At 44.8% G+C, this 25,507-nt stretch carries 23 protein-coding genes; 10 read left to right on the top strand and 13 right to left on the bottom strand.

From position 1 onward, the window contains the following. The first annotated feature begins 1 nt into the window (after nt 1). Nucleotides 2-352: a GIY-YIG nuclease family protein gene (locus KIK04_RS19485; protein WP_232275246.1), complete on the top strand. Its 351-nt coding sequence runs from the start codon at nt 2-4 to the stop codon at nt 350-352. A gap of 184 nt (nt 353-536) precedes the next feature. Here the strand turns inward: KIK04_RS19485 and KIK04_RS19480 are convergent, their stop codons facing one another. Then, a complete protein-coding gene (locus KIK04_RS19480; protein WP_232275245.1) occupies nt 537-1,835 on the bottom strand; it encodes a helix-turn-helix domain-containing protein in 1,299 nt (432 codons plus the stop codon). A gap of 185 nt (nt 1,836-2,020) precedes the next feature. Between KIK04_RS19480 and KIK04_RS19475 the strand changes: the two genes are divergently transcribed. After that, the gene (locus KIK04_RS19475) at nt 2,021-2,365 is read left to right on the top strand and encodes a helix-turn-helix domain-containing protein (protein ID WP_232275244.1); all 345 of its coding nucleotides are present in this window, start codon (nt 2,021-2,023) and stop codon (nt 2,363-2,365) included. A 116-nt stretch (nt 2,366-2,481) separates the two neighbouring features. On the opposite strand, the gene KIK04_RS19470 is transcribed toward KIK04_RS19475, so the two are convergent. Continuing rightward, the gene (locus KIK04_RS19470; protein ID WP_232275243.1) at nt 2,482-3,693 is read right to left on the bottom strand and encodes a NupC/NupG family nucleoside CNT transporter; all 1,212 of its coding nucleotides are present in this window, start codon (nt 3,691-3,693) and stop codon (nt 2,482-2,484) included. A 367-nt stretch (nt 3,694-4,060) separates the two neighbouring features. Then, a complete protein-coding gene (locus KIK04_RS19465; RefSeq protein WP_232275242.1) occupies nt 4,061-4,879 on the bottom strand; it encodes a VanW family protein in 819 nt (272 codons plus the stop codon). 174 nt (nt 4,880-5,053) lie between these two features. Here KIK04_RS19465 and KIK04_RS19460 point away from each other — a divergent pair, with 174 nt between their 5' ends. After that, nucleotides 5,054-7,321, top strand: a complete 2,268-nt coding sequence (locus KIK04_RS19460) for a HelD family protein (RefSeq protein ID WP_232275241.1) — start codon at nt 5,054-5,056, stop codon at nt 7,319-7,321. 85 nt (nt 7,322-7,406) lie between these two features. Here KIK04_RS19460 and KIK04_RS19455 read toward each other — a convergent pair whose 3' ends face one another. From KIK04_RS19455 to KIK04_RS19435, 5 genes are all read right to left on the bottom strand, one after another. Beyond that, on the bottom strand, nt 7,407-7,670 hold the full coding sequence (locus KIK04_RS19455) for a YqkE family protein (RefSeq protein ID WP_232278821.1): 264 nt from the start codon (nt 7,668-7,670) through the stop codon (nt 7,407-7,409). Between the two features lie 154 nt (nt 7,671-7,824). Beyond that, entirely contained in the window at nt 7,825-9,789 is a 1,965-nt protein-coding gene (locus KIK04_RS19450; RefSeq protein ID WP_232275240.1) for a methyl-accepting chemotaxis protein, read from the bottom strand. A 278-nt stretch (nt 9,790-10,067) separates the two neighbouring features. Beyond that, a complete protein-coding gene (locus KIK04_RS19445; protein ID WP_232275239.1) occupies nt 10,068-11,333 on the bottom strand; it encodes a sensor histidine kinase in 1,266 nt (421 codons plus the stop codon). A gap of 61 nt (nt 11,334-11,394) precedes the next feature. Beyond that, entirely contained in the window at nt 11,395-13,041 is a 1,647-nt protein-coding gene (locus tag KIK04_RS19440) for a hydroxysqualene dehydroxylase (protein WP_232275238.1), read from the bottom strand. Nucleotides 13,042-13,546: 505 nt separating this feature from the next. After that, nucleotides 13,547-14,146 carry a DUF4269 domain-containing protein gene (locus KIK04_RS19435; RefSeq protein ID WP_232275237.1) on the bottom strand — a complete coding sequence of 200 codons (600 nt, stop codon included), beginning with the start codon at nt 14,144-14,146 and terminating at the stop codon, nt 13,547-13,549. Nucleotides 14,147-14,322: 176 nt separating this feature from the next. Here KIK04_RS19435 and KIK04_RS19430 point away from each other — a divergent pair, with 176 nt between their 5' ends. Both KIK04_RS19430 and KIK04_RS19425 read left to right on the top strand, forming a co-directional pair. Beyond that, nucleotides 14,323-14,844: a copper amine oxidase N-terminal domain-containing protein gene (locus tag KIK04_RS19430; protein ID WP_232275236.1), complete on the top strand. Its 522-nt coding sequence runs from the start codon at nt 14,323-14,325 to the stop codon at nt 14,842-14,844. Nucleotides 14,845-15,012: 168 nt separating this feature from the next. Continuing rightward, nucleotides 15,013-15,363 carry a DUF3889 domain-containing protein gene (locus KIK04_RS19425; protein ID WP_232275235.1) on the top strand — a complete coding sequence of 117 codons (351 nt, stop codon included), beginning with the start codon at nt 15,013-15,015 and terminating at the stop codon, nt 15,361-15,363. A 3-nt stretch (nt 15,364-15,366) separates the two neighbouring features. On the opposite strand, the gene KIK04_RS19420 is transcribed toward KIK04_RS19425, so the two are convergent. The 4 genes from KIK04_RS19420 to KIK04_RS19405 all read right to left on the bottom strand — a co-directional run bounded on the left by KIK04_RS19420 (nt 15,367) and on the right by KIK04_RS19405 (nt 18,298). After that, on the bottom strand, nt 15,367-15,894 hold the full coding sequence (locus KIK04_RS19420) for a DUF2569 domain-containing protein (protein WP_232275234.1): 528 nt from the start codon (nt 15,892-15,894) through the stop codon (nt 15,367-15,369). A gap of 299 nt (nt 15,895-16,193) precedes the next feature. After that, nucleotides 16,194-16,637: a flavodoxin gene (locus KIK04_RS19415; RefSeq protein ID WP_269670967.1), complete on the bottom strand. Its 444-nt coding sequence runs from the start codon at nt 16,635-16,637 to the stop codon at nt 16,194-16,196. Between the two features lie 267 nt (nt 16,638-16,904). After that, a complete protein-coding gene (locus KIK04_RS19410; protein WP_232275233.1) occupies nt 16,905-17,843 on the bottom strand; it encodes a GNAT family N-acetyltransferase in 939 nt (312 codons plus the stop codon). Next, nucleotides 17,843-18,298, bottom strand: a complete 456-nt coding sequence (locus KIK04_RS19405; RefSeq protein WP_232275232.1) for an NUDIX domain-containing protein — start codon at nt 18,296-18,298, stop codon at nt 17,843-17,845. The genes KIK04_RS19410 and KIK04_RS19405 overlap by 1 nt, the downstream gene beginning before the upstream one ends. Before the next feature lie 403 nt (nt 18,299-18,701). Here KIK04_RS19405 and KIK04_RS19400 point away from each other — a divergent pair, with 403 nt between their 5' ends. The 5 genes from KIK04_RS19400 to KIK04_RS19380 all read left to right on the top strand — a co-directional run bounded on the left by KIK04_RS19400 (nt 18,702) and on the right by KIK04_RS19380 (nt 24,369). Next, complete coding sequence (locus tag KIK04_RS19400; RefSeq protein ID WP_232275231.1) at nt 18,702-20,390, top strand: peptide ABC transporter substrate-binding protein; 1,689 nt, start codon at nt 18,702-18,704, stop codon at nt 20,388-20,390. A gap of 115 nt (nt 20,391-20,505) precedes the next feature. Beyond that, a complete protein-coding gene (locus KIK04_RS19395) occupies nt 20,506-21,444 on the top strand; it encodes an ABC transporter permease (protein WP_232275230.1) in 939 nt (312 codons plus the stop codon). Further along, nucleotides 21,441-22,388 carry an ABC transporter permease gene (locus tag KIK04_RS19390; protein WP_269670966.1) on the top strand — a complete coding sequence of 316 codons (948 nt, stop codon included), beginning with the start codon at nt 21,441-21,443 and terminating at the stop codon, nt 22,386-22,388. Before KIK04_RS19395 ends, KIK04_RS19390 begins: the two co-directional genes overlap by 4 nt. Before the next feature lie 17 nt (nt 22,389-22,405). Then, nucleotides 22,406-23,392: an ABC transporter ATP-binding protein gene (locus KIK04_RS19385; RefSeq protein WP_232275229.1), complete on the top strand. Its 987-nt coding sequence runs from the start codon at nt 22,406-22,408 to the stop codon at nt 23,390-23,392. A 5-nt stretch (nt 23,393-23,397) separates the two neighbouring features. Then, nucleotides 23,398-24,369 carry an ABC transporter ATP-binding protein gene (locus KIK04_RS19380; RefSeq protein WP_232275228.1) on the top strand — a complete coding sequence of 324 codons (972 nt, stop codon included), beginning with the start codon at nt 23,398-23,400 and terminating at the stop codon, nt 24,367-24,369. Between the two features lie 159 nt (nt 24,370-24,528). On the opposite strand, the gene KIK04_RS19375 is transcribed toward KIK04_RS19380, so the two are convergent. Next, the gene (locus tag KIK04_RS19375) at nt 24,529-25,503 is read right to left on the bottom strand and encodes an AraC family transcriptional regulator (protein WP_232275227.1); all 975 of its coding nucleotides are present in this window, start codon (nt 25,501-25,503) and stop codon (nt 24,529-24,531) included. Between the last annotated feature and the right edge of the window lie 4 nt (nt 25,504-25,507).

The following is a 25,507-nucleotide window of genomic DNA, read 5'->3' as shown; positions in this document are numbered from 1 at the left end:
GATGGATCGTAAAAAAGAACTAGTCCAACAATACAAAGAACTAAAAACGGTGGCTGGCGTTTATCAAATTAAAAACAACGTCAATCAAAAAATTTGGATCGATAGCACACGAAATGTAAAAACGCTAGAAGGTAAACGATTCATGCTGCAGTTGGGCACGCATATGAACAAAGCGTTGCAACGCGAGTGGAATGAATTCGGGGAAACTGCCTTTACTTTTGAATTGTTAGAGCCATTGAAGCAGCAGGAAAACGTATACGTTGACACCAAAGATGAGTTGAAAAAGTTGGAAGAAAAATGGATGGAACAGCTTCAGCCTTACGATGAACGCGGATATCATACAAAACGTTGATCAAACGGGAACATCCGTGCGACCCTAACAGGACGAGCGGATGTTCCCACCCCAAGCTGTTATTGGTGTCCGATCCAAGGAATGTCCATGAATATGCCAACTTGGTCAAAGCCGATTACGCTTAAAGATAGCGTGGACACGACGACGAGTAACGCTGCTTTCGACATCCATTTGTTCATTAACATCAATCCTCCCTCTGGGTATGACTTAATTGTTTAACCACGCGGTCGATCGTGTGGAGCAGCTCCGCACTGAAGCTTGAAATGTGATTAGCCATCGCTTCCGTTACAGGAGCAAAACTGCCAAAAGCTTTTTCCATCTCCCCTATGCGCACATAAACGGTTGTACTTTGCAGGAAACTGTTAATGGCTTCATCAAATTGCCCGCTTGCAAGTAGGAGATGCCCTTTTTGTTGATAAAAGTAGGCCATTTTGGAACGTTTAAACGGCGTTGTTTGGATATCATGCTGAATCGATCGCTCCATTTCATCCTCGTAATTCAACATTTCACTAGCTGCGCACATGTCCGCTTTTAACATGTACAAATCCATAAGCTCCGTTACCGCAAAAATCAAATTGTAATTTGAATACTTATGCAAATACCCCCTTATTTGCGTGATGGCCAAGTCTACATTGCCTAATCTCCCATTAATAAACCCTGTTTTCAATTTCACATTGTCCGCAACAAATGGGAAGGACAGCTTGCTATATTGATGAAGGTAAACTTGGCTGACGTCGTATTTGCCGAGATAAAAGTAAGCGTTGCACATATTAAACAGCGCATTTGCTCGATGCTCACTTTGAATGTTGTCTAATTGCAGCACGCTTTCGCTGAATTGAATCGCTTCATCAAAGCGCATTAGGCAATAGGCGTGAATGCTCATCGCTTGATAAAAAGTGAGGCGTTCATTTGGATTCAAAAAATGAACATAAGTCAATACATTTTTGCCTGCTTGAAAGGTAGTCTGGAGTTGAGTAAAGTCATTGCGAATAAGCATGTACTTCTGATAAAGCCCCTTTGCGATATAGGGCATGATGCCGTGACATAAGGAGTGGTCAATAATGGAGTTGGTTAAGGTTAGTTTGACGGATGTGTCGTCTACCTGTTGCACAAGGGAGCTTAATTGTTCAACTAATTCATAGCTATCCCCATCGGAGGCGAGAAACTTTGCAGCTACTTTCGCCACTAAATTCACGTCTGCCCGCTGGATCGTTTCCATTAATATGGCTAACAGCGTCTCGGATTTTTTCTCAACCTCGATATAACTTGCCGCCATTTCCGAATACGGAATGTTTAACACGTTCGACATACATAACAGCATTTGAAAATCGGGCTTTTTAACGTCCCCATTTTCAATCTTCGAAATGTTCCCTTTCGAGATGTCCGATCGTCTTGCTAACTCTTTCAATGAAAATTTGGCTTTATTTCTGTAATGTCTTATGAGGTCGCCAATTCGAGTATACTCTAACGAACTCGACGGCATGTTCACCCTTCCTTTCGTTAAAACCAGCTACGGACATCTTGAACATAGGCAAGCTTCTGAAGTCCTCTTTATTATAGTACAGGTTATCAGAGTCGTCAATGACTATAGTCACTATAACAAGTACATACTATAGAATATTGTGGGTTTCCTTTCGAAACTCTATGTTGTCCATAGAGGTGAAACCTATGAGTGAAATTGCACGAGCTGTTGGGGAAAATTTACGTGCTTTACGACAGCAACGGGGATTAAGTCAAGAAAGTTTGGCGTTAAAAGCAGGCATTAATACATCTTATATGGGGCAGCTTGAGCGTGGTGAGAAAAGCCCGACTGTCGATACGCTAGACAAGCTTTCCACTGCACTTGACGTACCGTTAGCCCAATTGTTTCAATTCGATACACCGCGATCCGACATCATAGACACGACCTTCACGGATAAGATCATGTTTCAGTTGCAAGACCGAACGGTAAATGAGCAAGAAATGATTTTCCAGTTCATAAAGCAACTGCTGCTATTCCGCGATAAAAAATAACAGTTGGCATATGCCGGCTACTGTAGAAGCTATTTGTAACAAAATCAGGGGAGGCCGCGGCCTCCCCTGATCGTCTAGTTAGTTATTTAAACATGTAAATGGCAAGTTATGATTAATTAAAGCAACATACCCGCAATCGCTCCATTTAATACCGAAGCAAGCGCACCCGCCAAAATGACCTTGAGGCCTACTTTTGCGATTTCACCACGTCGAGTCGGAGCCATACCGCCGACACCGCCAATTAAGACAGCCATCGAGCTAACGTTTGCGAAGCCGAGCAGCGCAAAACTCATAATACCAATTGTCTTTTCATCCAATGATTTCATATGTTTTGCAAAATCAATATAAGCGACAAATTCGTTCAAAACTAACTTTTGACCGAGCAAGCTGCCTGCGATAACGGCGTCGTTCCAAGGAACCCCGATTGCAAATACGAGCGGGGCGAATAAATAGCCGAGCATTTGCTGAATCGTAATTTCATAGCCGAACCAGCCTGCAACCCAGCCCACGAGGCCGTTCGCCAATGCAATCAAGGCAACGAACGCGAGCAACAACGCACCAACGTTAGCTGCTAATTTCAGGCCGTCAATTGCACCGTTTGCAGCAGCATCAACGACATTAACGGAGTCTGACTTCTCGAACTTCACTTGTTTATTTACGATTTGTTCCGTTTCAGGCATAACGATCTTCGCCAACACGAGTCCCGCAGGAGCGGACATAAACGCACCTGCAATTAAGTATTCCATTGGCACTCCGAGTGCAGAGTACGAGGCAAGCACCGAACCCGATACGCTTGCCAATCCACCTGTTAGAACGGCAAACATTTCCGAACGGGTTAAGTTCGCGATATACGGCTTAATGACGAGTGGCGCTTCTGTATAGCCAACAAAAATGTTAGCGGCAGCGGAAACCGACTCCGCTTGGCTCGTTCCCATCAGCTTGGAAATAGCTCCGCCGATATATTTGATGAACAGTTGCATAATACCTAAATGGTACAAAATCGCGATTAAGGACGCGAAGAAAATGATGAGCGGCAACACATTGAACGCCATGACGAACGCTATGCCCGATTGTTCACTATATAAACCGCCGAACAAAAACATAATCCCTTCATTGGCATAAGAAATGACGCTGCTCACACCGTCTGACACGCGCTTAAGCATCTCTCGCCCAGCACTCCATTTTAACACGATAAGTGCAAACACAAACTGTACTGCAAATCCAATAATGATCGGACGCCAACGAATTTCACGTCGATTATAAGATAGCAAATAAGCTAGCAAAAATACGACTGAAATACCAAGAAGTCCGTGCAACAGATCCCCCATGATGAAAAAAGCCTCCCAGATGTCGATTACTTAGGTAACTGCTTTAGATGCTCTAACCGTTCTTACTGTGTTAACTGTGCTAATGATTATACTGCTACTACACGAAAGGCCCGCTTCCTAAGCCGCCCCATGCGTTAACGCTTTCAAAAGTGGCTCCATAACCAATTTGACCACTTCAACACATCTATAACTTTTGCTGATATAATTGCAAATTTTTATTGAAATAGTGATAAATAATACCTATTATTCTATTCATTTTTATAAAGGTCAACAAGACTGAAGTTTGTCTGAATTATGACAAATTGAAATGACGAACGTACGCTCCCACCATACCGCTCCACTCCACTTCATTTCAATTTACTTCAATTCATTTACAGCCTTCCAATAATGGTGCATACATCATTAACGCTTGATTGCGGGCTACTTCCTCATCTTTGCAGCATTCACCCGCCTCATTGATTACTTTGCGGGCAATGACATTTTCCCGTACATAGCCGCCCCAAGGTTGCTCGTACATCCGATGCTCCCGCTCATATATGTGAACCTGATAGCGGCTAGGCATAACAGAGCGCCATTCCCCTACTAGCATTTCATCGGTGACATAGAGATGCAATTGATAGGCGTCATCCGTGTCATTACGAATCATGAGATCCAAGTAATTGTAAGCGCACGTTGCTCCGCTTCCAAAAGGCTGGGTTCGATTGGCATCGGGAAAGACGTCATACGAATGTCGATGCCTTTCTGTCACTTGCAAAGGCGTATGCAACGTTATCCAATATATCAGATTGGATAACTGGCACAGTCCGCCTCCAATTCCTAACTTCATTTGACCGTAAAATAAAATCATTCCTTCGACGTACCCTTTACGCCGAGTCGGATTGCCGATCAAACGCCAATACGATAACGTCTCCCTTGGGTTAACAATAAGCCCATCTAGCTGTGCTATGGCCAGCTTCAAATTGTGGACTTTGTTGCGTTGAATGTGCATATCTACATGCTGCAACACGCGGTACAACGGCGTTTGATGCGTAGCCACAACATAGGGCAACAGCTCCTTTAAGCGGGTTGTGGCAAATTGCTTGCGCATCGTAAACCATTTTACATAACGTTTCAGTCGGTAAGCTTTTTTTCCGCACCAAAGCCGGACGGCTGATCGCGGAATTGGACGCAGAGCTGGACTAAACATCGTAGACCCTCCTTTAACTCGCATAAAGATGCTGGTTGCGCTGGCAATTACGTTGATTTTTCAATGGTGGTATGGTATATTGATTCTCCCTTTTTCCAGAATCTGATCTGTATCTGAACGGAAGATATTCAATTCGTGAAGCTGGGAATATTAACTCTTAGGAGGTAACTGAATATGAATGACTCGTTTCAAAGTGCCTATCAAGAAGAAGCTGAACGGCTACATGAGACCATGACGGAAATTCATCGTCAATACGATCGGCTGCACAGTGTTCCTGTATATACGGGGACGGATTTTACCGAGCAAGTGCTGGAAGATACCCGTGAAATGCGCCGACAGCGGTTGCAGCGGGCCATGAAAGAGCCATATTTTGGCCGCCTTGACTTTGAAGAACTTGGCAAGCTCCCATTGCCGCTGTATATCGGTAAGCACGGTGTCGATCGTGATATTAAGCCTGGTCAGGCAGAGAGTTATCCGTATGTCGTCGATTGGCGTGCGCCAGTCGCCAGCTTGTTCTACTCGTTTACGGGCGGCACAGATTTAATTAGTTACGAAGCACCAGAAGGTGCAATTGAAGGATATGTACATCTAAAACGGAACCTCGTGATTCGTGAGCAGTCTCTTCAACGGGTTGTAGATACGTTTAATCGTGAGGAAGGCGAAGGAGACGGGCCTGTTACGGACGAATTCCTCGTGTACCGTCTAGGTGAAAATAAAGACAATCGTCTACGTGATATCGTATCTACGATTCAAGTAGAGCAAGATCGAATTATTCGCGCTCCCAAGAACAAAGCGCTGTTTATCCAAGGGGTTGCTGGAAGCGGTAAGACAACTGTTGCCTTGCACCGTCTCGCTTTTTTGCTCTATCAATATCACGAGCAAATTCGCGCCGACAAGATGATGATTTTTGCTCCGAACCGGATGTTTCTCGATTATATCTCGAATGTCCTGCCTGAATTGGGCGTTGGCAACATTCAGCAGCGGACGTTTCCCGAATGGACGCTCGAAGTGATTGGACTTGAAGGCAAAGTTGAGCTGGCATCTTCCATGGAACAAGCTGAAAAATGGTTTGGTTCTATCGCTGGACGGCCTGTACTCGATGATCAAGTGTCTGGGCGCTTTAAAGGCTCCATTGCCTTTATGCGTATGATTGAGGCTCGTCTCTCCGCGTGGGAGCAACAAGCTGTGCCAGTTGAAAACTTTATTCCATGGGACGGCGGTGTGTTGTCCAATCGCATCATCTCGGATTGGTTCTACAACGAGTACCGTTCATATGAGCCTGCAAAGCGAAAAGAGCGTGTATTCAGCCGTATTCAACGTTGGATTGAAATGGAACTGAAACACGAACGTTCCAAAACGTTGCTGAAAGAGAAGAAAAAATCAGCAAGCCAGCGTTTGAAGTCCTACATGAAAAAGTGGGCTGATCTCGATACGTTCAGCATGTATCGTTCCTTATTCGATCCTAAGCAGCCGTTGAACGTTTCGCTAGAGAGCATGGAGGACGCGGAGCACTTAACGCATTCAGAACATTCAGCGCATTCAGACCGTGTAGACGATTTGCCGGTCATACCGCCAGATGTGCAGAAGGAAACTTTCGCCTACTTGCGCAAAAAGACGGTTCGGCATGAGGATTTGGCAGCGATGCTGTACTTGCATGTTCGCTTGAACGGCGTTGCGAGCGAATATCGATACGACCATGTCGTCATTGACGAAGCGCAAGATTTCTCACCGCTGCAAGTGGCTGTACTTGATTACTTCGTGCGTAACCATTCGTTCACGGTGCTAGGTGATTTGTCACAAGGGATTCATGCGTATGCAGGCATCTTGGACTGGTCGGAAATGCGCTCGTTGTTCAAGACGGATGAAAATGATTATTTTGCCTTAACACGCAGCTATCGTTCTACGATGGAGATCATTCATTTCGCCAACGTCATTCTCGAACGTGGCGTCAAGACCGATATGCTAGCTGTACCTGTGTTCCGTAGCGGGCAGAGAGTGCGCCTTATTGAACTGCAAGCTGATCCCGTATCGCGGCTTATCCAAGCGATTCAGCATATGAAGGCTAGCGGCTACAATACGGTGGCACTGCTAACTCGCACGGCAGACGAAGCACGTGCATTAGCAAGCAACCTACAAGCCGCAGGAGCTGCCGTCAACTTAATAGACGGCAACCAACAGCAATACGCCGGCGGCGTCTCTGTACTGCCCGTCTATTTGTCTAAAGGGCTGGAATTTGACGCCGTGCTGCTGATGGATGCGGATGCAGAACATTATCCATGCGACCCGCTCGACGCCAAGCTCATGTATGTCGGCTGTACGCGTGCCCTGCATGAATTGTGGGTGCTGCGCCAAGCAGACGCCGAGCTGTCACCGCTTATCGAAACTAACGATGAAGAGATCATCATGCTCGGTTGGCCGGACAACATGGATAACAACCACTAATTGCCATAAACAATGGTTTAATGATAGCATACTACCCAACCTATTTCACACACTAAAAAGAGAGCCCACAGGCTCTCTTTTTAGTTTAAGATTTGAACTTTTTCCAATCCATCTTACTATTGTTCAACAAATACGAAAAATCATTATCAAGCATCTTCTGCTCCGCTTTGCGCGCATCTTCTGCCACCTTGCGCTCTTGTTCCTTGCGCTCCGCTTCGGCTGCCTTCAGCTCTTCGCTTTGCGCCTTCAGCTTGTTCAACACATCAGCGCCAAGCAAATCCTTTAACGTAGCTGGCTTGTCCGACGAAGATGCCGCTGGAGCAGCTGCTTGTCTTCTCTTTTTCGCCATCTTAATCACCTCGGTTTCTCCCCTATATTATATCAGGTATCGGCAACGAGAAAAGCCTAATAACAGCTTTCCCGCTACGCAACACAGTCTTGAATCTGCCTCACAATGAGACCCGAGCGAACGATAGGTATGTTTAATGTTTAATATTTAAAGTTTAAAGTTTGAACTTCGTAATTTGTAATTCCAGACGTTCTGCCATACGAGACAGTTCCTCTGCTGACGTGCTCATTTCCTCCATCGAGGCAAGCTGCTCCTCAGTCGTGGCTGACACACTTTGCGTTCCTTCGGCCATCTTCATCGTCACAACTTTCACTTCGTGCATGTAGCCATTCATCTGTTCTGTACCTGCAGCCATTTGCTGCGCGGATGCCGATACTTCTTGAATCTGTGTTGCCACCACATCGACAGCCTGCTCAATCCGCGCAAACGCAGCTCCTGTGTCACTCATCACTTCGATCCCAAGCTCTACTTCCGCTGCGCTTGTTACCGTATGCGCCGCCGATTTCTTCATTTCAACCTGAATAAGCTGGATCGTCTCGGCAATTTGCCGTGCCATGATGGAAGACTGTTCAGCCAGCTTGCGTACCTCACTGGCTACCACCGCAAAGCCCCTGCCATGCTCACCTGCACGCGCAGCTTCAATTGAAGCATTCAACGCTAATAGGTTCGTCTGCGAAGCTATAGCTGAAATCGCCTTGACGATGTCATCAATACTATGCGTATGTGCACTAAGCCCGTTCATTGTATCTCTTAATTGATGGACACTACTGCTAATCGATTCCATCTGCTTGATCGCTTTCTGGATGGAATGACTACCTTCCGCAGCGACATCTGACGATTGAATTGCAGCTTGCGCTACCGTGTGTGAACTACCTTCAATGCTTTTTACACCTTGCGTAATTTCTTGCACGGTACGGTCAGCCTCGTTCATGGTCAACACTTGCTGCTCTGAACCTTCCGCAAGCTCCATCATGCTCTCAGCCGTATGCTGCGACGCTTTAGCTGACTGATCGGAGGCTGCTGCTAACTCTTGCGCCGAGGAAGACAAGTGCAACGACGTGTCTGACACCTCATTTAACACGGATCGCAACGATTTCATCATGAGATTGAAGCTGCGACTAAGCTCGCCGATTTCATCACGAGAGACATCATCCAGCTGCACGGTCAAATCACCCTCACTAATGGAATGAGCAGCTCTCATGAGACGCCTCAAAGGAGTTAAGATCGAGCGAATGATAAAGAAGATGATGACAGCTCCCAACACAATCGCCACAGCAATAACGATAAACGTCGTATTAAAAATAGGCTCGGACGCTTTCGCAAAATCTTCAGGATACATGGTCCCTATAATAATCCAGCCCGTTTGCTCATTCGAAATAAAGTACATTTCTTTCGGTGTACCATCAAATACATAACTGATATGACCCGAAGGCTTCGCGTACACCGCTTCTGTCCAATCCCCTTCGGCTGTACTACCTCGCTCTAGCTTGGGATGCACGATATATTTACCCGTCTGATCGAGAATGATTGCATAGCCTTGATAGCCGATTTTGACATCACTAGTCATCGTCATTAAATGATCCAACTTCAAATTCATTCCCACGACTCCACGTCCATCAGCTGTTGTCCGAGATAACGAAACGACGACATCGCCTGTAGAAGCCGTTTTGTAAGGAGGAGTAACCACGACTTTCCCTTTATTTTTCATAGCCAGCTTGTACCATTCTCGGGTTCTTGGGTCATAATCTGCTGGTAATTTTAATTTAGGCGCTTGAATCATAGCGCCTTCCGCAGTCCCCACATACGTACTGACTAGGTCTGGATGAAGAGCTTGAAAACGATTCACGAGTTGACGAAGTGGAGAATGGTCAGCCTTCACATCGCCTTGAATTTGCACGGTCTGCGCAAGGAACTCAATGTTCCGTTTGCTATCCACGATCAACGTATCAATTTCACTGTTTAATAGCTTCATGTTTTGTTCGGTAGATTGAACAACTTGCTGCTTAACAATTACATTAGCGCTTTCAAAAGAAAGAAAACCAATCGTTAAGCTGGGAATAATGAGTATGACGCAAAAAGACAGAATGAGGCGCTGTTGTACAGTAAGTTTGAGTTGCATAGCTTCTTCTCCTCGTAACTAAGATGTCTTATATGTATATTTTAATCATATATGATATATCGGTTAATTTCACTCTTGATTTATGCGTAATATACTTTTAGATCCAATAATATAAAAAAAGACGCTCCCCGCCAATCATGTTGTTACATGAATCACGTTAGAAGTGTCATATGCTCGCTAGGTACATGGTGATAATCGGGAGGTTGTCTTCCCCGCCACCCATTCGTATACAGAATAAGCCCAGCATCATCTTACTCATCTGCTGGACTTATTCACGGTTACATTTTCAATGGTTTGAACAACAATACACATGTCGTGCCTTCATTTGGTCGGCTATAGTACGATATTTTGCCGTGCATGGCTTGCACCAAGCTCATCACGACCATTAAGCCCAAGCCTGTACCCTTCTCTTTCGTCGTATAGAAAGGCATGCCGATTCGTCTAATTTGATAGTCACTCATCCCTACTCCTGTATCTTTCACATGAATATGGACGCCTTCTTTATCTGACCACGTCGTCACGTTCAAATGACCGCCGTTCGCCATTGCTTCAATGGCATTTTTCATAATATTAAGCAAGCATTGTTGGAATTTCTTGGATTCCCCCATGACGTACATCGGTTGTTTAGACAAATGTTGAATGTCTAGTTCAATTTGCGACAGCACACAAAGTGACGTAATCATCGGCATAACACTATCAATCTCGCATTGGATATTGAGCGGCTTCGGACGCTCAACTGTCGGTTTGGCATAATTCAAATAATCCGTAATGATCGCATTGGCTTGATTAATGCCTTCGATCGCATAGGAACGGTATTTTTCCATTTGCTCTGGCGTTAAATTCTCGCGCCGCATCAGCTGTAAAAAACCGTGCGCCGTCGTGAGCGGATTACGGATCTCATGCGAAATAGACGCTGCAAACTGCCCAATTACCTGATATTTTTCCGCCCGATATAGCTCTTCGCTTAATCGTTCCTGATTTTTGACGTGATAGTAAAGGTAGCTTACAAATATCGACGACAAATAGGATCCCACAATGGCAATGATCATCTCCACGCTCGTCACATCATCCCATTTGTTAAACAAGAATAGAAATGGGATCAGATAGCTTGTAAGCATTGTGATCGCAAGAAGAGAAATTCGCCAATACGTACTTTGCATCAATTGCCGGTAATGAAAAAAACAACCGATAGCCAACAAGATCGTCGAACCGACGAATGACGGCAAAAAATCATTTTGCACAAACAACACACCACAAATATTAAAGGCCAACCACGTAAAAATACCTGGAATAACGCCTTCGAATAGAGCAGCTAGTGCTAGGCAGACTGGCGTTGTATACACCGCATACACGAAAGGATTAATCTCTTCGTAACCGATATAACAGAACGTCAAGACGATTAAGATAAGGACGAACAATATTTTACGCCGATTATGATTATACATAAACTTAGGTGTAATAATTAAAAACATGAGGCATGCGCTCATAATATAGAACAAATCTTTTATTTCATGTGCAATAATAGATTGAATCAAAGCTAACATTTCCTTTCCATAGCAATGCGCAGCCTAAACAACGCTCGAAAGATGCACGCCATGAAACGGATTAGCCCATAATTTTACCGTTCCACGGAAGTCCGCGTTCATATCGAGAGCGGTCATGTTGACGCCATGCTGACAGTAAAGGATACTCGTACATATCCCATATTTTACAATAAGGAGCATCAAAACCACTTGCTTCTATAATAGCGTTAACCGCTCGGCGAGCCGCTTCATTGGCCCCTTCCATTGTCGCCAAATCCGTATTGGTCCGAACGTAATCAGCTGCTAAAAATAAATTCGGGATCGCCGTGTAAGCGTTCGGCCGTAAATTCCATGTATGGACACGATTGACGAGCAACGGTTCCATATTGATGACTTCATGCGGGTTAGGAAACTGAATGTCCTCATCTAAAAACCATGTCACAAGCATGTCGTCTGTCAACATCGTATGCTCGACATTGAGACTGCGCTTCAGTTGTTCCCATACTTCTTCCTTAATTTCTTCTTTCGTGCATTTCATTGCGGGCTTGCCATACAAGAGGCCTGGCTCTTCCCAGTCGGAAATATCAATGGATAGCACGCCCTGCACATCACCATTACCAAAGCTCTCCATCGGAAAATCCGGCCAAAATTGCGCTTGCGACACGAGCGTTAACGCCCACGGGCTATCCATTAAGATCGCATGTCCATGTACAACGGGTACATCTTGATTCAAGAAGAACTGTATGCCGTTCATCCACTCAACAGATTCGGCTAACTGTGTGAGTCCACCTAACAAGGGGTCAGCTGCCACAAGTTCATCCGTAAGTAATTTGGCCATAATTTCTACTGGAAACGCCGCAATATAATAGTCGGCAGTTATGACTTCATTGGAGCCATTTTGACTTATCGTTACACTTTGAATCTTCCCAACTTGACATTCGATATGTTCGACTTTAGCTCCAAGATGAAATTCGACGCCTTCTGCGCGCAAATGATCAAGCCATGGATGCAGCCATACATCGTTCGTCGGTCCATTTAGCATCCGATCCGCGCTTCCTCCTGGAAGGACCATGTCTAGCATTAATGTAGCTCCCACCGTACCAATCGTACAAGCATTTGCTTCACGCGCCTTAGCTGCAACGAGTACACGTGTTAGCCCTGTAAAAATATGCTTGAATGTATCGGATTGCTTATCCCCTTCAAGAAAGTTCCACCACGACTCGCGCTGAAAATCAAGTAAGCGGCGCTCGTCACAACTCGTTAATACTTTCCACAAGCAGGAGACGTAATGCTCGACATCCTCATTGCTCAGCCCGAGCTTATTGTCGAATAACGATTTAAGCAATGTCCGCCAGTCAGCCAACGACTGTGGAAACTCCGTAAGAAATGGCAGCATCGGTCGATCAAAAAAAGCGAGCCCCAAATTCGTTCCTTCTACTAAATTATCAAATACGCCGTCTTCATTATGTTTGTATGGGATACGTTTCATCGTATCCGTGATATGTTTGTAAAATTTAGGGAAGAAACGGAATCCGTGTTCTCCAGGCAGGTCTTTGCGCCCATTCGTACCTGATTGAGGAACAAGCATACTGCGTGCCTTTCCTCCGGGAGTAGTTCTCATTTCATACACAGATACTCGATATCCACGTTCTACTAATTCGTGTGCAGCACTCATTCCAGCGACGCCGCCACCGAGTACGATTACGGAAGGTTGTGACTTTGAAACCATATTTTGTTGTGCACTCCTGTTCATCTATGAAGTTATGTAGCTCTTTATGGAAGAAATGAACTATTTTCATCTTACTATATGAATCGCAAAAAACAACATCATTCTACAATTTTAAACAAAAAAATAGCACACTCCGACAAAATCACTCGAAATGCACTTCATTATTGTGTAGCTATAAATCCTTCTCATGATGATCCAAACGTCCTAGTACTCTATTATAGTGCTCTAATATCATCTTAGAAGCATCTAAAAGCAGATGACAAGAAAATGTCGAATGGTGTCCTTCTCCTTCCCTCTCATCCTCATTTTGACTTCTATTCATCCATTTTCGTGTAAAAAATCGATACAATAGAGCAAATACAGCAACATGAACGACTAGTCCCACACACCCAACTACCAACTGAAGGTTTGTGCTCCGCTGATTGACTGCGTTATCATTGCGCTGTATAAACAACTCGGTTATCCAAATTGGCGGTGCAACACCTGACCCCACAAAAAAAGTTGCCTACTCCCTTATATCGTGAGTAGACAACTCCTTTAAACATTGAAAGTGAGCAAGACTTCGTACTAGCTCTTCTTCACACCTATCATACCACTCTAGCATGGCTTCGTATGGGTCGCCTGGTAGTTGCAAATACGCAGCAAAAGCAGGCTCTGTCTTCATTCCTGCCTCTTTTAACTGGCGGATCTCGGCAACAGCCACCTCACCAAGCACGCGTAAAATGCGGGCTTCCGCTACCATATGCCTGTAGCCATTCTGCTCCGTCACAGGACGAGCTTCCGCATAAATTTCAATGGGAAAGTCGTCTGTGTCAAAATTGCAAGTGATCGCAAGGTCGCCCACTTCGAGCTTAAATGAAGGATACTGACTGAACTTTTGTGTCACGTCACTAATAAACAATTCCTGATTGTGCGCGTACACCTCACAAATCATATCCAAATCACTATTTTTCACATCGATTTGCAGCGGAATCGTCCCGACGAGTACAGGGTTATAAGGTTCAAGCGCGGTCACAATTTGATGTTTGATCAAACATGAGTAGGCGCAACGTTGGCGCTCTGTTCCGTTTTTTAAGTAATGAATATTTCCCCAGTCTACGTCCATCTTATCCTCCCAATAAACATCCAAATCTGTCTTGCAACATATTTTAAGGTAAAATTAATAAAGGTAAAAAAGTAACGTTATTGAAACTTTTTAGCCCTCAAATACGTCTAACTTATATAAGGGGGGATAAACGCTTTATGCTTTCATCCATACAGAACAAGATCAGATTTTGCTTCATGATTGTAACTTGTATACTTATTAGCTCACAAGTCACAGCAATGCCTATTGCTGCAGCCGCAGTGGTAGAACCTATAGCTACTATTAGAGCAACGCCATCAGAACCACTACCAATTAAAGTGGTACCTAAGGCATCTCCACAGGAGGCTCGCTTAATTGATAGAGAAGGTAATTTAATTAAAGTCAATTGTCATATCATTAGTGGAAAGACTTATATTCCTATCGCGAAGCTATCGACTTTTTTATCATTACAAGTACGATGGGAAGCCCTCTCTCAGACCGTAATCATTAAAGGTGTTCATGCAGGCATTACATGGAACTCCAGAACAGACTATATGCAAGTTAACGGCAAGGATGTTACATTAACGACCAACCCAGTTCTTCTCAACCATACAACGCTCGTTCCCCTACAGTTGCTCCGAGATGTATTCAGCATCAATTACCATTGGGACGGCACTACAAAAACAATACAACTCATTGATTCAGGCGAACTCGATTTTGTCAATACCGCTTCTACGTAAAGAGCGGTATTGACTTATTTTTTGCCTACTTTTCCGATTACATGATGGTACAACATGCTCCCCAGCACCGCACCCCTTTTGCCAACATTTTTCCTTATATTGTGCATTAACGTTTAAGGACGACTTTTTCAGGAAACAGTAGGAAGGAACAGAAGGAGGCTTGCAAAGATGCGATATTTTATCCGAACACTTACGATTGCAACATGTATCGGACTCACCGTACTGACTACTAGCCACCCTTTTGCCAATGAGGCTTTTGCTGCGCAACACACCGTTAACAAATACGCCCAACCCGAATATGCAAAATGGGGCCAAATCGCTGTCAAACGTACGATGGAAAAATATAAATTACCCGTTGTAGATTACAAATATTTAGGACGTACTGCCACAGCCCCCAACATATTTCAAGAGAAATTTAAATTGTGGTTAAAATCAGCTACCCAGCCATTTACTGTACTCGTAACGATTACCGTTCAAGCTGAACCAGAAACAATCGTCTCGATTACGTTTGAACCTTAAACATTAGTTAATAAAGGTCGCTTTGACTCGTTTCGAGCGTAAAAAGTACGGAGTCCAAATTAGGCAAGTCAGCGCCGCTCGGAAAACAGTCTTAACGATAGATGTATCTTCTTCCATCGGAATCGATATTTGATAGAACAAAATCGCGCACACAATGGCATAAATAAGATTAAAGCCGAACATCATTATGTATAGCTGTGGAAGACTCTTTTTCCGCTTATAAAAATAAGTAAGTGTGACAATCGCGAAAATCAATAACGCGATACTGCCAATAATCTCAACAACGACGAGTACAATAAGCATCGGATCATAATATTCCGAGCTGCTATTCGTAATAAAGTCCCATTCCTTGGACGACAAAAATGGGATTTGGACCAACAGAAGGCTAACAACTTGTGAAATCAGTGTAAGAATAAGTCCGATTTGGACAATAATTAACCAGCCGCCAAGTCCTTGGTACTTCGTAAAGTCGGGCTTAGGTGCAGTGTTTTCTGCTGAAGCTTCGTGCACAGATGTTTGATCATTACTCAAGTTTGATTACCCCTTTTTCTAATCTAAACGATATCAGGATTAGGGCCGCTTCTTTTAACCACAATTAATAATTGTCTCATATTCATAGCGTGAATGGAACATATTTTTAGTTCTCAGGCTTTATCCGTAACGGCGGTTACGATTTAAGCAAGCCTTTGTTAATCCTCGCTTCTTTTCAAAGGGGGCTGATGGCACAAAAGAGGGGTAAACATACAAATGAACGATGCCCCGCAAGAGGGCACTTTTTTCAAAGTGTTCATCTTACGAGTCACCGTTCAATCCAAGATGGCGGTTTAGGTTTAGCTGTTCAAACGTTCAATAAATTTTTGTCCGAATTGACTGCACAATTCTTTTTCAGCCGCTTTTGGCGTTAGCTCGACTTTCAAGCCCTCAAGCACAACCTCTGCACCAAGCTCTTTCAGCTTGTTCGTTAATATATCAACCGCAGCCCCATACTCTGCATATGAAGAGTCACAGGAGCCGAACACAGCTGCCTTTTTACCTTCTAAGTTCAAGTCTGCCATATCATCGTAAAAATCAAGGAACTCATCCGGCAATTCGCCGTCGCCCCATGTATATGCCCCAAGTAAAATACCGTCGTAGTCATTAAGATCATGCACATTCGCATCCAGAACTTCTTTAACGGTTACATCCCCACCAGCTTCGCGTACTCCAGCTGCTACCGCCTCAGCCATTTCTTCTGTGTTGCCTGTCATACTCGCATAAATTAAGATCGTTTTCAATGTAATTCCCTCCACATATATTGATTTCCAGTTAACGTATTATAGGCGTACGATAGTCCGATATTAATGCAGCAGCTCCCCAAATGACGCCTGCATGAAATTGATAATCATTTTCATCTCCAGCGACATTATACATCGTCTCGCATCCTCTTTCAACTGTTTTACGTTAGAAAAAAGTTGACTCTGCTTGCTTTACTCGGAAAACGACCTATCGTTAACGTTCTATCTTTCAGTTTCTACTATATGGGCTTCTTACAAATTATATGATTATGTCACCTTTGTCCAAGTTGCACGTGTGTAGCCTAGCCGCATTCCTACCCGCTCCATATTGCGATGACTAACCGATAAATAAGCCGCTTGGCTGACAACCCATGCGCAACGATGACGTGCATCGCTTATACGTCGGCGCAACAGCGCTGTCTGCAATCCGAGACCGCGATATTCAGGCAGTGTCGCCGCAAACGTCAACGAAGCGACTCCATGCTGCTCATACATAACGCCTACCGCTGCTGCTACGTCCTCGACATAGCCAATGTAGAATGACCAGCCCGGACGCCCCATCAAGACCGTATTGTTCCGAGCTACATGTGAAATCCCGTTCTCTCCTAATCCAGTTCCGAGACAATGAATCGTTGCATACGTCTCCACATCATGCTCCCCTATTTGGCAAATACGCAACTTACCTTTCGGCAGCCTTAACGATCCTGACAATTCTGACGCTTCAGAAGCTTCTGACAATCTTGCTGATCTTGGTGATCCTAGCAATCCAGTAGTCCTCTCATCATCTGTAATCAACTCTGCAATTGCCTCTGGTTGCGCATATAACGTCGCATGAAATCCGCTCTGCATAAACCCTCGTTGAGCTAGTGCCTGAAACAGCTCGATGTGAGCTTGCCCTGGCACAATCTCGAACTGCGGCACACGGTTACGTGCCGCATAGAAAGCTATAATATCATCAAGCTGACTTACATCCTCGCGGCGCAAGCCTTTGACCGTATTAAATTGGGGCCACGGCATCGTTCGACTATAGAACAAATGTGCACTTCCCATTTGCTCCACCATGATCCCTTCAGGGTTACCAGACTGTTCTTGAATCGCTTTCATTCGATCCTTCATATATGTAATCTCTGACCGCTCCAACTCATCAGCTATTTCCGTTGTCAAATGGGTTAAATGTCCCCCAGCTCTTACATGATCTTCACTCATTAATTAGTATCTCCTAAATACGTAGGTAATGTCTGTCTCTTCTTTAAGAGCAAAGCCAACTGATACGGGTAAACACGCAGCTCATCAATCGTATCCAGTGGAATCCACTCGACCCCATCCTGTTTCTCATCTATATTCGTGCCCTGAAAGGATTCAGGCTCTCCGATGAGTCGAGCACTAAAATAAAATTCAACTTGATGAAAATCGGCGCCACCAACTGAAAATTGATGATTTTTCCCAATATATTCGCGCAAATGGATGAGATCACGAATCTCCACTTCACAACCGAGTTCCTCCATACATTCCCGAATAACGGTGTCGCGCAGTTCTTCCCCGTTCTCCTGACCTCCGCCAGGAAACAAATAATAATGACCGTCTTGGTCGACGTTGCGCGTCAACAACACATGATCCTCCTGAATAATAACCGCTTTTGCCGCATTACGAATTGATTTCATCGTGTTGTCTCCTTAAATGTAAAATATGAAAATACGATCGATGTAGTACATGAACGAATGAGCATGTTATATTAACTTACAACGTTGTTCATGCTGAAGCAACATATCCTTAAAAAGGAAGCACCCTTTTTCTTTTTCATTTTTTGCACACGTATTCCCAAATCTAGCACACATGCAAAAAATCCATTCACAGCAAACACTTTCCCCTATTTGTTCATATAGAGAAGTCAATCTTAACGGAGTAAGCTAAATTTTAATAAAATTTATTAAAATTATAAAGACGGCGTGTAATCGTTATGATATGATATGGTGCAAATCATATGTCAATAAATCTCCTCAAGTACATACAACATCGCTATTGACATACGGTAAAAAAGTTTCACGAGAGGGGACGATTTATCGTATGAAACGTAAATCTATGCTGCTTGTCCTAACGCTACTACTCGCAGTAAGCGCCTTTGTAAGCGCTTGCGGCGGTGGAGGATCAAGCAAAGATGCAAACACAACCCAGAAAGAAAACAACTCCGGCAATCAAGCAGAAGAAAAGAAATCGGACAAACCGCAAGTATTTAGGTTCAACATTCACTCGGAGCCACCTACATTAGACCCAGGGTTAGCTCAAGATACGGTCTCTTATCAAGTGTTGACTTCCCTATTTGAAGGCTTAGCACGTGTAGACGAGAAGGGAAGAGAGATTCCTGGCATCGCAGAAAAGTGGGAGATCGCACCTGATGGCAAACAATACACATTCACGCTGCGTAAAGACGCAAAATGGTCCAATGGCGACCCTGTCACTGCGCATGACTTCGAATACGCTTGGAAACGTGTCTTGGATCCGAATACGGTACCTGCTCCACCATACGCCATTCAGCTTTACTACTTGAAAAACGCCAAAGCTTATCATGAAAAGAAGAAGCAAGTTGCCGATGTCGGTGTTAAAGCCACAGATGACTACACACTCAAAGTCGAATTGGAGCACCCGACACCTTACTTCTTAACGTTACTTTCTTTCCAGACCTACTTCCCAGTCCATAAATCCGTGAAAGATAACCCAAAATGGGCGGCTGAAGCCGATACGATTATTTCCAACGGTGCATTCAAATTAAGCACTTGGAAACATCAAGACTCCTTAGAACTCACGCCAAACGAGCACTACTATGCACGCAAGGAAATCAAATTCGATAAAGTTCAATTGAAGATCGTCACTGACTCAGCTACGGAATTAAGTATGTACGAAACAGATGAAATCGATCATGCAGGCAAGCCAACAGGTGAGCTGCCAACCGATCAAATTCCGATCTTGAAGGAATCCAAAAAAGATGAAATTAACCAAAACATTATTGCTGGCACGTACTACTACTTGTTCAACAATAAGCAAGCTCCTTTTGACAATGTAAACATTCGTAAAGCACTCGCGATGTCTATCGACCGCAAGCTCATTACAGAGAAAGTCGCACAAGGCGGGCAAATCCCGGCATACGGTATGGTCGCCAAACGCATTAACGGGCTTCAAGCAGAATACCGTGATGAAGTGAAAGACGACTATTTCAAAGAGAATCTGGATGAAGCAAAAACATTGCTTGCCAAAGGTTTGCAGGAAAAAGGATTGACTGCGCTGCCTGAATTCACGTTAATTCACAACTCGAACGATCTGCACCGTAAAGTGGCGCAGGCGATCGCAGACATGTGGGCTAAAAACTTGAACATCAAAGTGAAAATTGAGAACCAAGAGTGGGGCGTATTCTTGAAGACGCGCGATTCACTTAACTATCAAGTCGCCCGTGCAGGTTGGAATACTGACTACAACGATCCGATGTCGTTCCTTGATCTGTATACGACGGAAAGCGGCAACAACGATATTGGGTATACCAATAAAAAGTTTGATGAGTTAGTTAACAAAGCCAAAACGATGGCTGACCCTGCAGAACGTATGAAGGTCATTGCCGAAGCTGAGAAGCAATTAATTCAAGAAGATATGGCCATTATGCCTATTTTCTACTACTCTGACGTTTCGTTAACGAAGCCACACGTGAAAAATGTGTTCTTGGACTACCAAGGCTTCCTGCACTTTACACGCGGATATATCGAATAGCTTTACGATTACATCTAGTCTGTGACTATTCGGGATACATATGCCTTTAATGACATATGCGTCCCGATTTTTTTTGTAAAGAGAAAGGAAATTCGCAGAGGAGGACTGATGGAATGTGATTCGATATATCGTTTCGAAACTAGCTTTTCTACTCGTTTCATTATGGATACTTGCAACGCTAACCTTTGTACTGATGAACGCGATACCTGGTGATCCGTTAATGTCGGAGAAAGCTGTACCGCCTCAAGTCCGTGAACGACTAATGGCGCATTACGGCTTTGATAAGCCACTATATGAACAATATTTCACTTATCTTGGTAACCTTGTGCAAGGAAATTTCGGTATTTCGATGAAAATGGTTGACCGTGAAGTGGTCGATTTTATCCGGGATTCCTTCCCGAACTCCTTAAAACTCGGCCTCGTAGCTATTGTCGTCTCTGTAGTTATCGGTATAACACTTGGCATGGTAGCCGCACTGCGACACCGAAAGCTCATTGATAACATAGCGATGATTATTGCGGTACTAGGCGTATCCGTACCAAGCTTTGTATTCGCATCTGTCTTTCAGTACGTATTCGGAGTTAAGCTGAAGCTCTTGCCTGTCGCGGGGCTTGCTGAGCCACTTAACTATATTATGCCGACGCTCGCCTTAGCTGCACTACCAATCGCATTTATTGCTCGCTTAACGCGCTCAAATATGCTGGAAGTACTGCATTCGGATTATATTAAGACCGCAAAAGCCAAAGGATTAAGTCCTTGGGTTATCGTCCAGCGGCACGTTCTGCGCAACGGCATATTGCCTGTTGTCACCTATTTGGGACCATTAACAGCAAACGTCATTACAGGTTCGTTCGTAATCGAGCAAATTTTTAGTATTGGCGGGCTAGGTCGAATATATGTCACCAGTATTAACAATCGTGATTATTCACTTATTATGGGAATTACTATTTTCTATGGCTTGATCTTGATGTCTGCCCGCTTTATTACGGATATTGCCTACGGCTTAATTGATCCACGTATTAAGATTACCGGAGGAAAGGAGAAAGCCACGTGATAACTTTTAATAAACGTAAAAATAATGAATTGCACGTGTCGCCTGATTCGTTCCGCAAAGCAGTTAAGGAGAACCATGCGTCTGAAGGGATCGAGCGGGAAAGCATCTCGGCAATGAAAGATGCTTGGCTGCGCCTACGCAGCAACTGGTCAGCAATGACAGGCTTAGTCATTTTAATTTTGCTCGTATTAATGGCGGTTATAGGTCCTTTATTGACCCCGCATGATTATTATTCGAACAATCTGGAGAAGACGAACTTGGCACCTTCAGCCGATCATTGGTTCGGAACAGACGACCTCGGCCGCGATATGTTTTCGCGTACGTGGATGGGCGCTCGTATCTCTTTGCTCGTAGGATTCACCGCTGCAGCGATTAACTTAGTAATCGGTGTTATTTACGGCGGTATTATGGGCTATGTCGGCGGACGCATCGGTGAAGCGATGAATAAATTTTCAGAAATTATTTATTCCGTTCCTGATTTGCTCGTCGCGATTATGCTCGTCGTTGTGTTCGAACCGAGCATTATGACGATTATTTTAGCGCTATGCTTTACGGGCTGGATTAATATGGCGTGGATCGTACGTGGACAAATGATGCAGCTCAAAAATCAAGAATTTGTGCTTGCTTCACGTTCACTCGGTGCTGGAGCGCCACGTATTTTATTTCGCCATCTAATTCCGAACACGCTCGGACCGATTATCGTAACGTTAACACTTGCAATCCCGTCCGCTATTTTCAGTGAGGCGATGCTCAGCTTCCTCGGTCTTGGGGTGCAAGTGCCTGCCGCATCTTGGGGCATGATGATTAGCGATGCGTTGAAGGCCATGACGATTTATCCGTGGCGAATGCTGTTCCCAGCGATACTCATTAGCTTAACGATGCTTTCATTTAATATGCTCGGTGACGGATTGCGGGACGCATTTGATCCGAAGATGAAACGATAGACGAGGAGGAACACGTCATGGAACGTATTTTGGAAATCAACGATCTGCACGTCTCGTTCCACGTTCGGGCCGGCGAAGTAAAGGCCGTGCGCGGCGTTGAATTTCATGTGAACAAAGGCGAAGCCGTCGCTATCGTGGGTGAATCCGGATGCGGCAAGAGCGTAACGGCGCAAACGATTATGCGCCTGCTCCCTTCCCCACCAAGCAAAATCAAGCAGGGCGAGATTAAATTTAAAGGCGAAGACTTGCTCAAGAAAAAAGAGCGGGAAATGCAAGCGATTCGCGGTAAAGATATTGGTATGATCTTTCAAGATCCGATGACTTCTCTAAACCCAACAATGACCATTGGTCGACAAATTACCGAGGTGCTGGAGAAGCATCAGAAACTTAAAGGAAACGCCGCCAAGCAGCGTGCTATCGAGATGTTGAGTGCGGTCGGCATTCCGAATCCGGCTGCGCGATTAAATCAATATCCGCATGAATTTTCGGGCGGTATGCGGCAGCGGGCCATGATCGCGATTGCGCTCGCCTGCAATCCGTCGTTGCTCATAGCCGATGAGCCAACGACCGCGCTGGACGTGACGATTCAGGCCCAAATCTTAAGCGTAATGAAAGACTTGCAGCATCAATTCGGCACCTCGATTATTTTAATTACGCATGACTTGGGTATCGTCGCTGATTTATGCGACCGTATTATTGTCATGTACGCAGGTAAAATCGTCGAAACAGGAACAAAATGGGAAATATTCAAAAACCCGAAACACCCTTATACGCGAGGACTGCTGCGCTCTCTTCCACGGATCGATCAGAAGAAGGATGAGCCGCTTATTCCTATTTATGGTACGCCACCGGACTTGTTGAAGCCTCCTGCTGGCTGCGGGTTTTGCGCGCGCTGTGATAACGCGATGAACATCTGTCAGACACATGATCCTGATATGACGTCGGTAAGTGAGACGCATGCCGCTGGTTGCTGGCTGCTTCATCCGATGGCACAGGAGGTGTAATGGCGATGCAACAACAGCGCGAAGCTTTATTAGAAGTTGATCGATTGAGCAAATTTTTCCCGATGAGCAAGAACAGCGTGTTGAAGGCAGTCAACGATGTGAGCTTTACGATTCATCGTGGTGAGACGCTCGGGATGGTGGGCGAGTCTGGCTGCGGAAAATCAACCGTCGGTCGAACGATATTACGCCTTTACGAACCAACTTCAGGACAAGTTCGATATAACGGCCGTAACATATACGATTTGAAAAATAAAGAAATGAAGCTGCTACGACGTGAAATGCAAATGATCTTCCAAGATCCTTATGCGTCATTAAATCCTCGTATGACGATAACGGACATTATCGGGGAAGCTCTGGACATTCACAAGTTAACCCATTCACGGGCGGAACGCAAACGTCGAGTTGAGGAATTGCTGGACTTGGTCGGGCTTAATCCAGACCATGCTACCCGCTACCCGCATGAATTCTCGGGCGGTCAGCGGCAGCGGATTGGTATAGCGAGAGCATTGGCAGTCGAGCCCAAAATTATTATTTGCGACGAGCCGATATCTGCACTCGACGTGTCCATTCAAGCCCAAGTCGTCAATTTGCTCAAAGAGCTACAAATGAAATTCGGGCTTACCTTTTTGTTTATTGCGCACGATTTATCGATGGTTAAACATATTAGCGACCGCGTAGCGGTTATGTATTTAGGTAAAATGGTCGAGCTGACGGACAGCGATTCGCTATATGCAGAACCGCTCCATCCGTACACGAAAGCGTTGATGGCCGCTATACCTGTCCCTGACCCTGAGATTGAAGCGACCAAAGAGCGCATCGTACTGCAAGGGGAATTGCCGAGTCCGATCAATCCTCCGAGCGGATGTCATTTCCGGACTCGCTGCCCAATCGCGTCGGAACGTTGCTCCATGGAGGCACCTGTATTTACCGAAGTGAAGCAAGGACACTTTGTCGCTTGTCACGCGGTTATGGCCTAGCCAATCTAGCTAATCTAGCTAACCTAGCAACATCTAGCAATCATTCATTCGCACATAAAAAAAGCGGCTGTGTCTCCCGTATAACGGGTTAACACAGCCGCAATTATGTTGCACAACGACCTCATTAGCGAGCTAATAAACGACTTAGTGAAAATAAGCCTACTTCAATTTCAACGGAATGAAGCCTTCCAACACCATGTTTGGTTCGCAGGAAACGTAATGTTCGATGCATGGTTTATCCTCCAATGCATATGGACTAGCTGGCAGCCACTCATTGAGCACTTTCGTAAAAGCCTGATCCAACTGTTTCAATGCGGACAAAAAAGCCTGATTATCCGTTCCAGCTACCTCTACTCGCACAACAGCGTACTTACCATCTATTTGTTGAAGATGAACGCCATTGCTTCCTTCCGTAATTGTCGTATCGCTAGGCAGCGTAAAGGCTGCGTCATACCTACGGAGTTCATCAGGCGTTGTCGTATGATCATAGAAGATACCTAGCTTCATTGCTGTTGAAAAGTCAAAATCTCTTGCCGCCAACCACTGCTGCACCTGATCAAACGCACCGCCGATTTTTTCACTTACTACCGACGGCTCGTAACCTTGAATACGTGCATAAGCCACTTTCATTTGCTCCAAGTTTCTCACTTCTACTGTCATTTTTTGCACTCTCCCTATGTTTAACATTGTAGCGTCTGCCGCTATATGTTTATCATAGAGGAATGCATTCCCTGTGGCTTGCTCATCATTGCGCATCGATTGACCGTCATTGCGATGCACTTGACTATTCTTGCTATATTGTTCACGGTACTCGCTTGCACTAACGCCGAAACGCTTGCGGAATGCACGTGCAAATACAGAAGGTGAACCAAAGCCGCACGCCATCGCGATCTCTGTAATCGACTCATGTGGATTGGAGCGGAGCAGTCTTGCCGCACGCTCAATGCGTTCACGTGCAATGTAGTCCTGAACGGTTTCGCCCAAATGCAGCTTAAACAATCGATGAAAATAAAACGGTGAATAGCCACCTTTTGCTGCCACCTCCGTCAAATTCAACGAATCGTGCAAGTTAGACTGGATGTAGTTGAGGACTTCATTTAACGAAGCTTGATGGTCATATTCGACACGTTTCATTTCG

It is taken from the genome of Paenibacillus sp. 481, assembly GCF_021223605.1.
GTDB lineage: Bacteria > Bacillota > Bacilli > Paenibacillales > Paenibacillaceae > Paenibacillus_B.
Note: the sequence above shows the minus strand (reverse complement) of the source record. Positions and strands in the feature narration are given on the sequence as shown.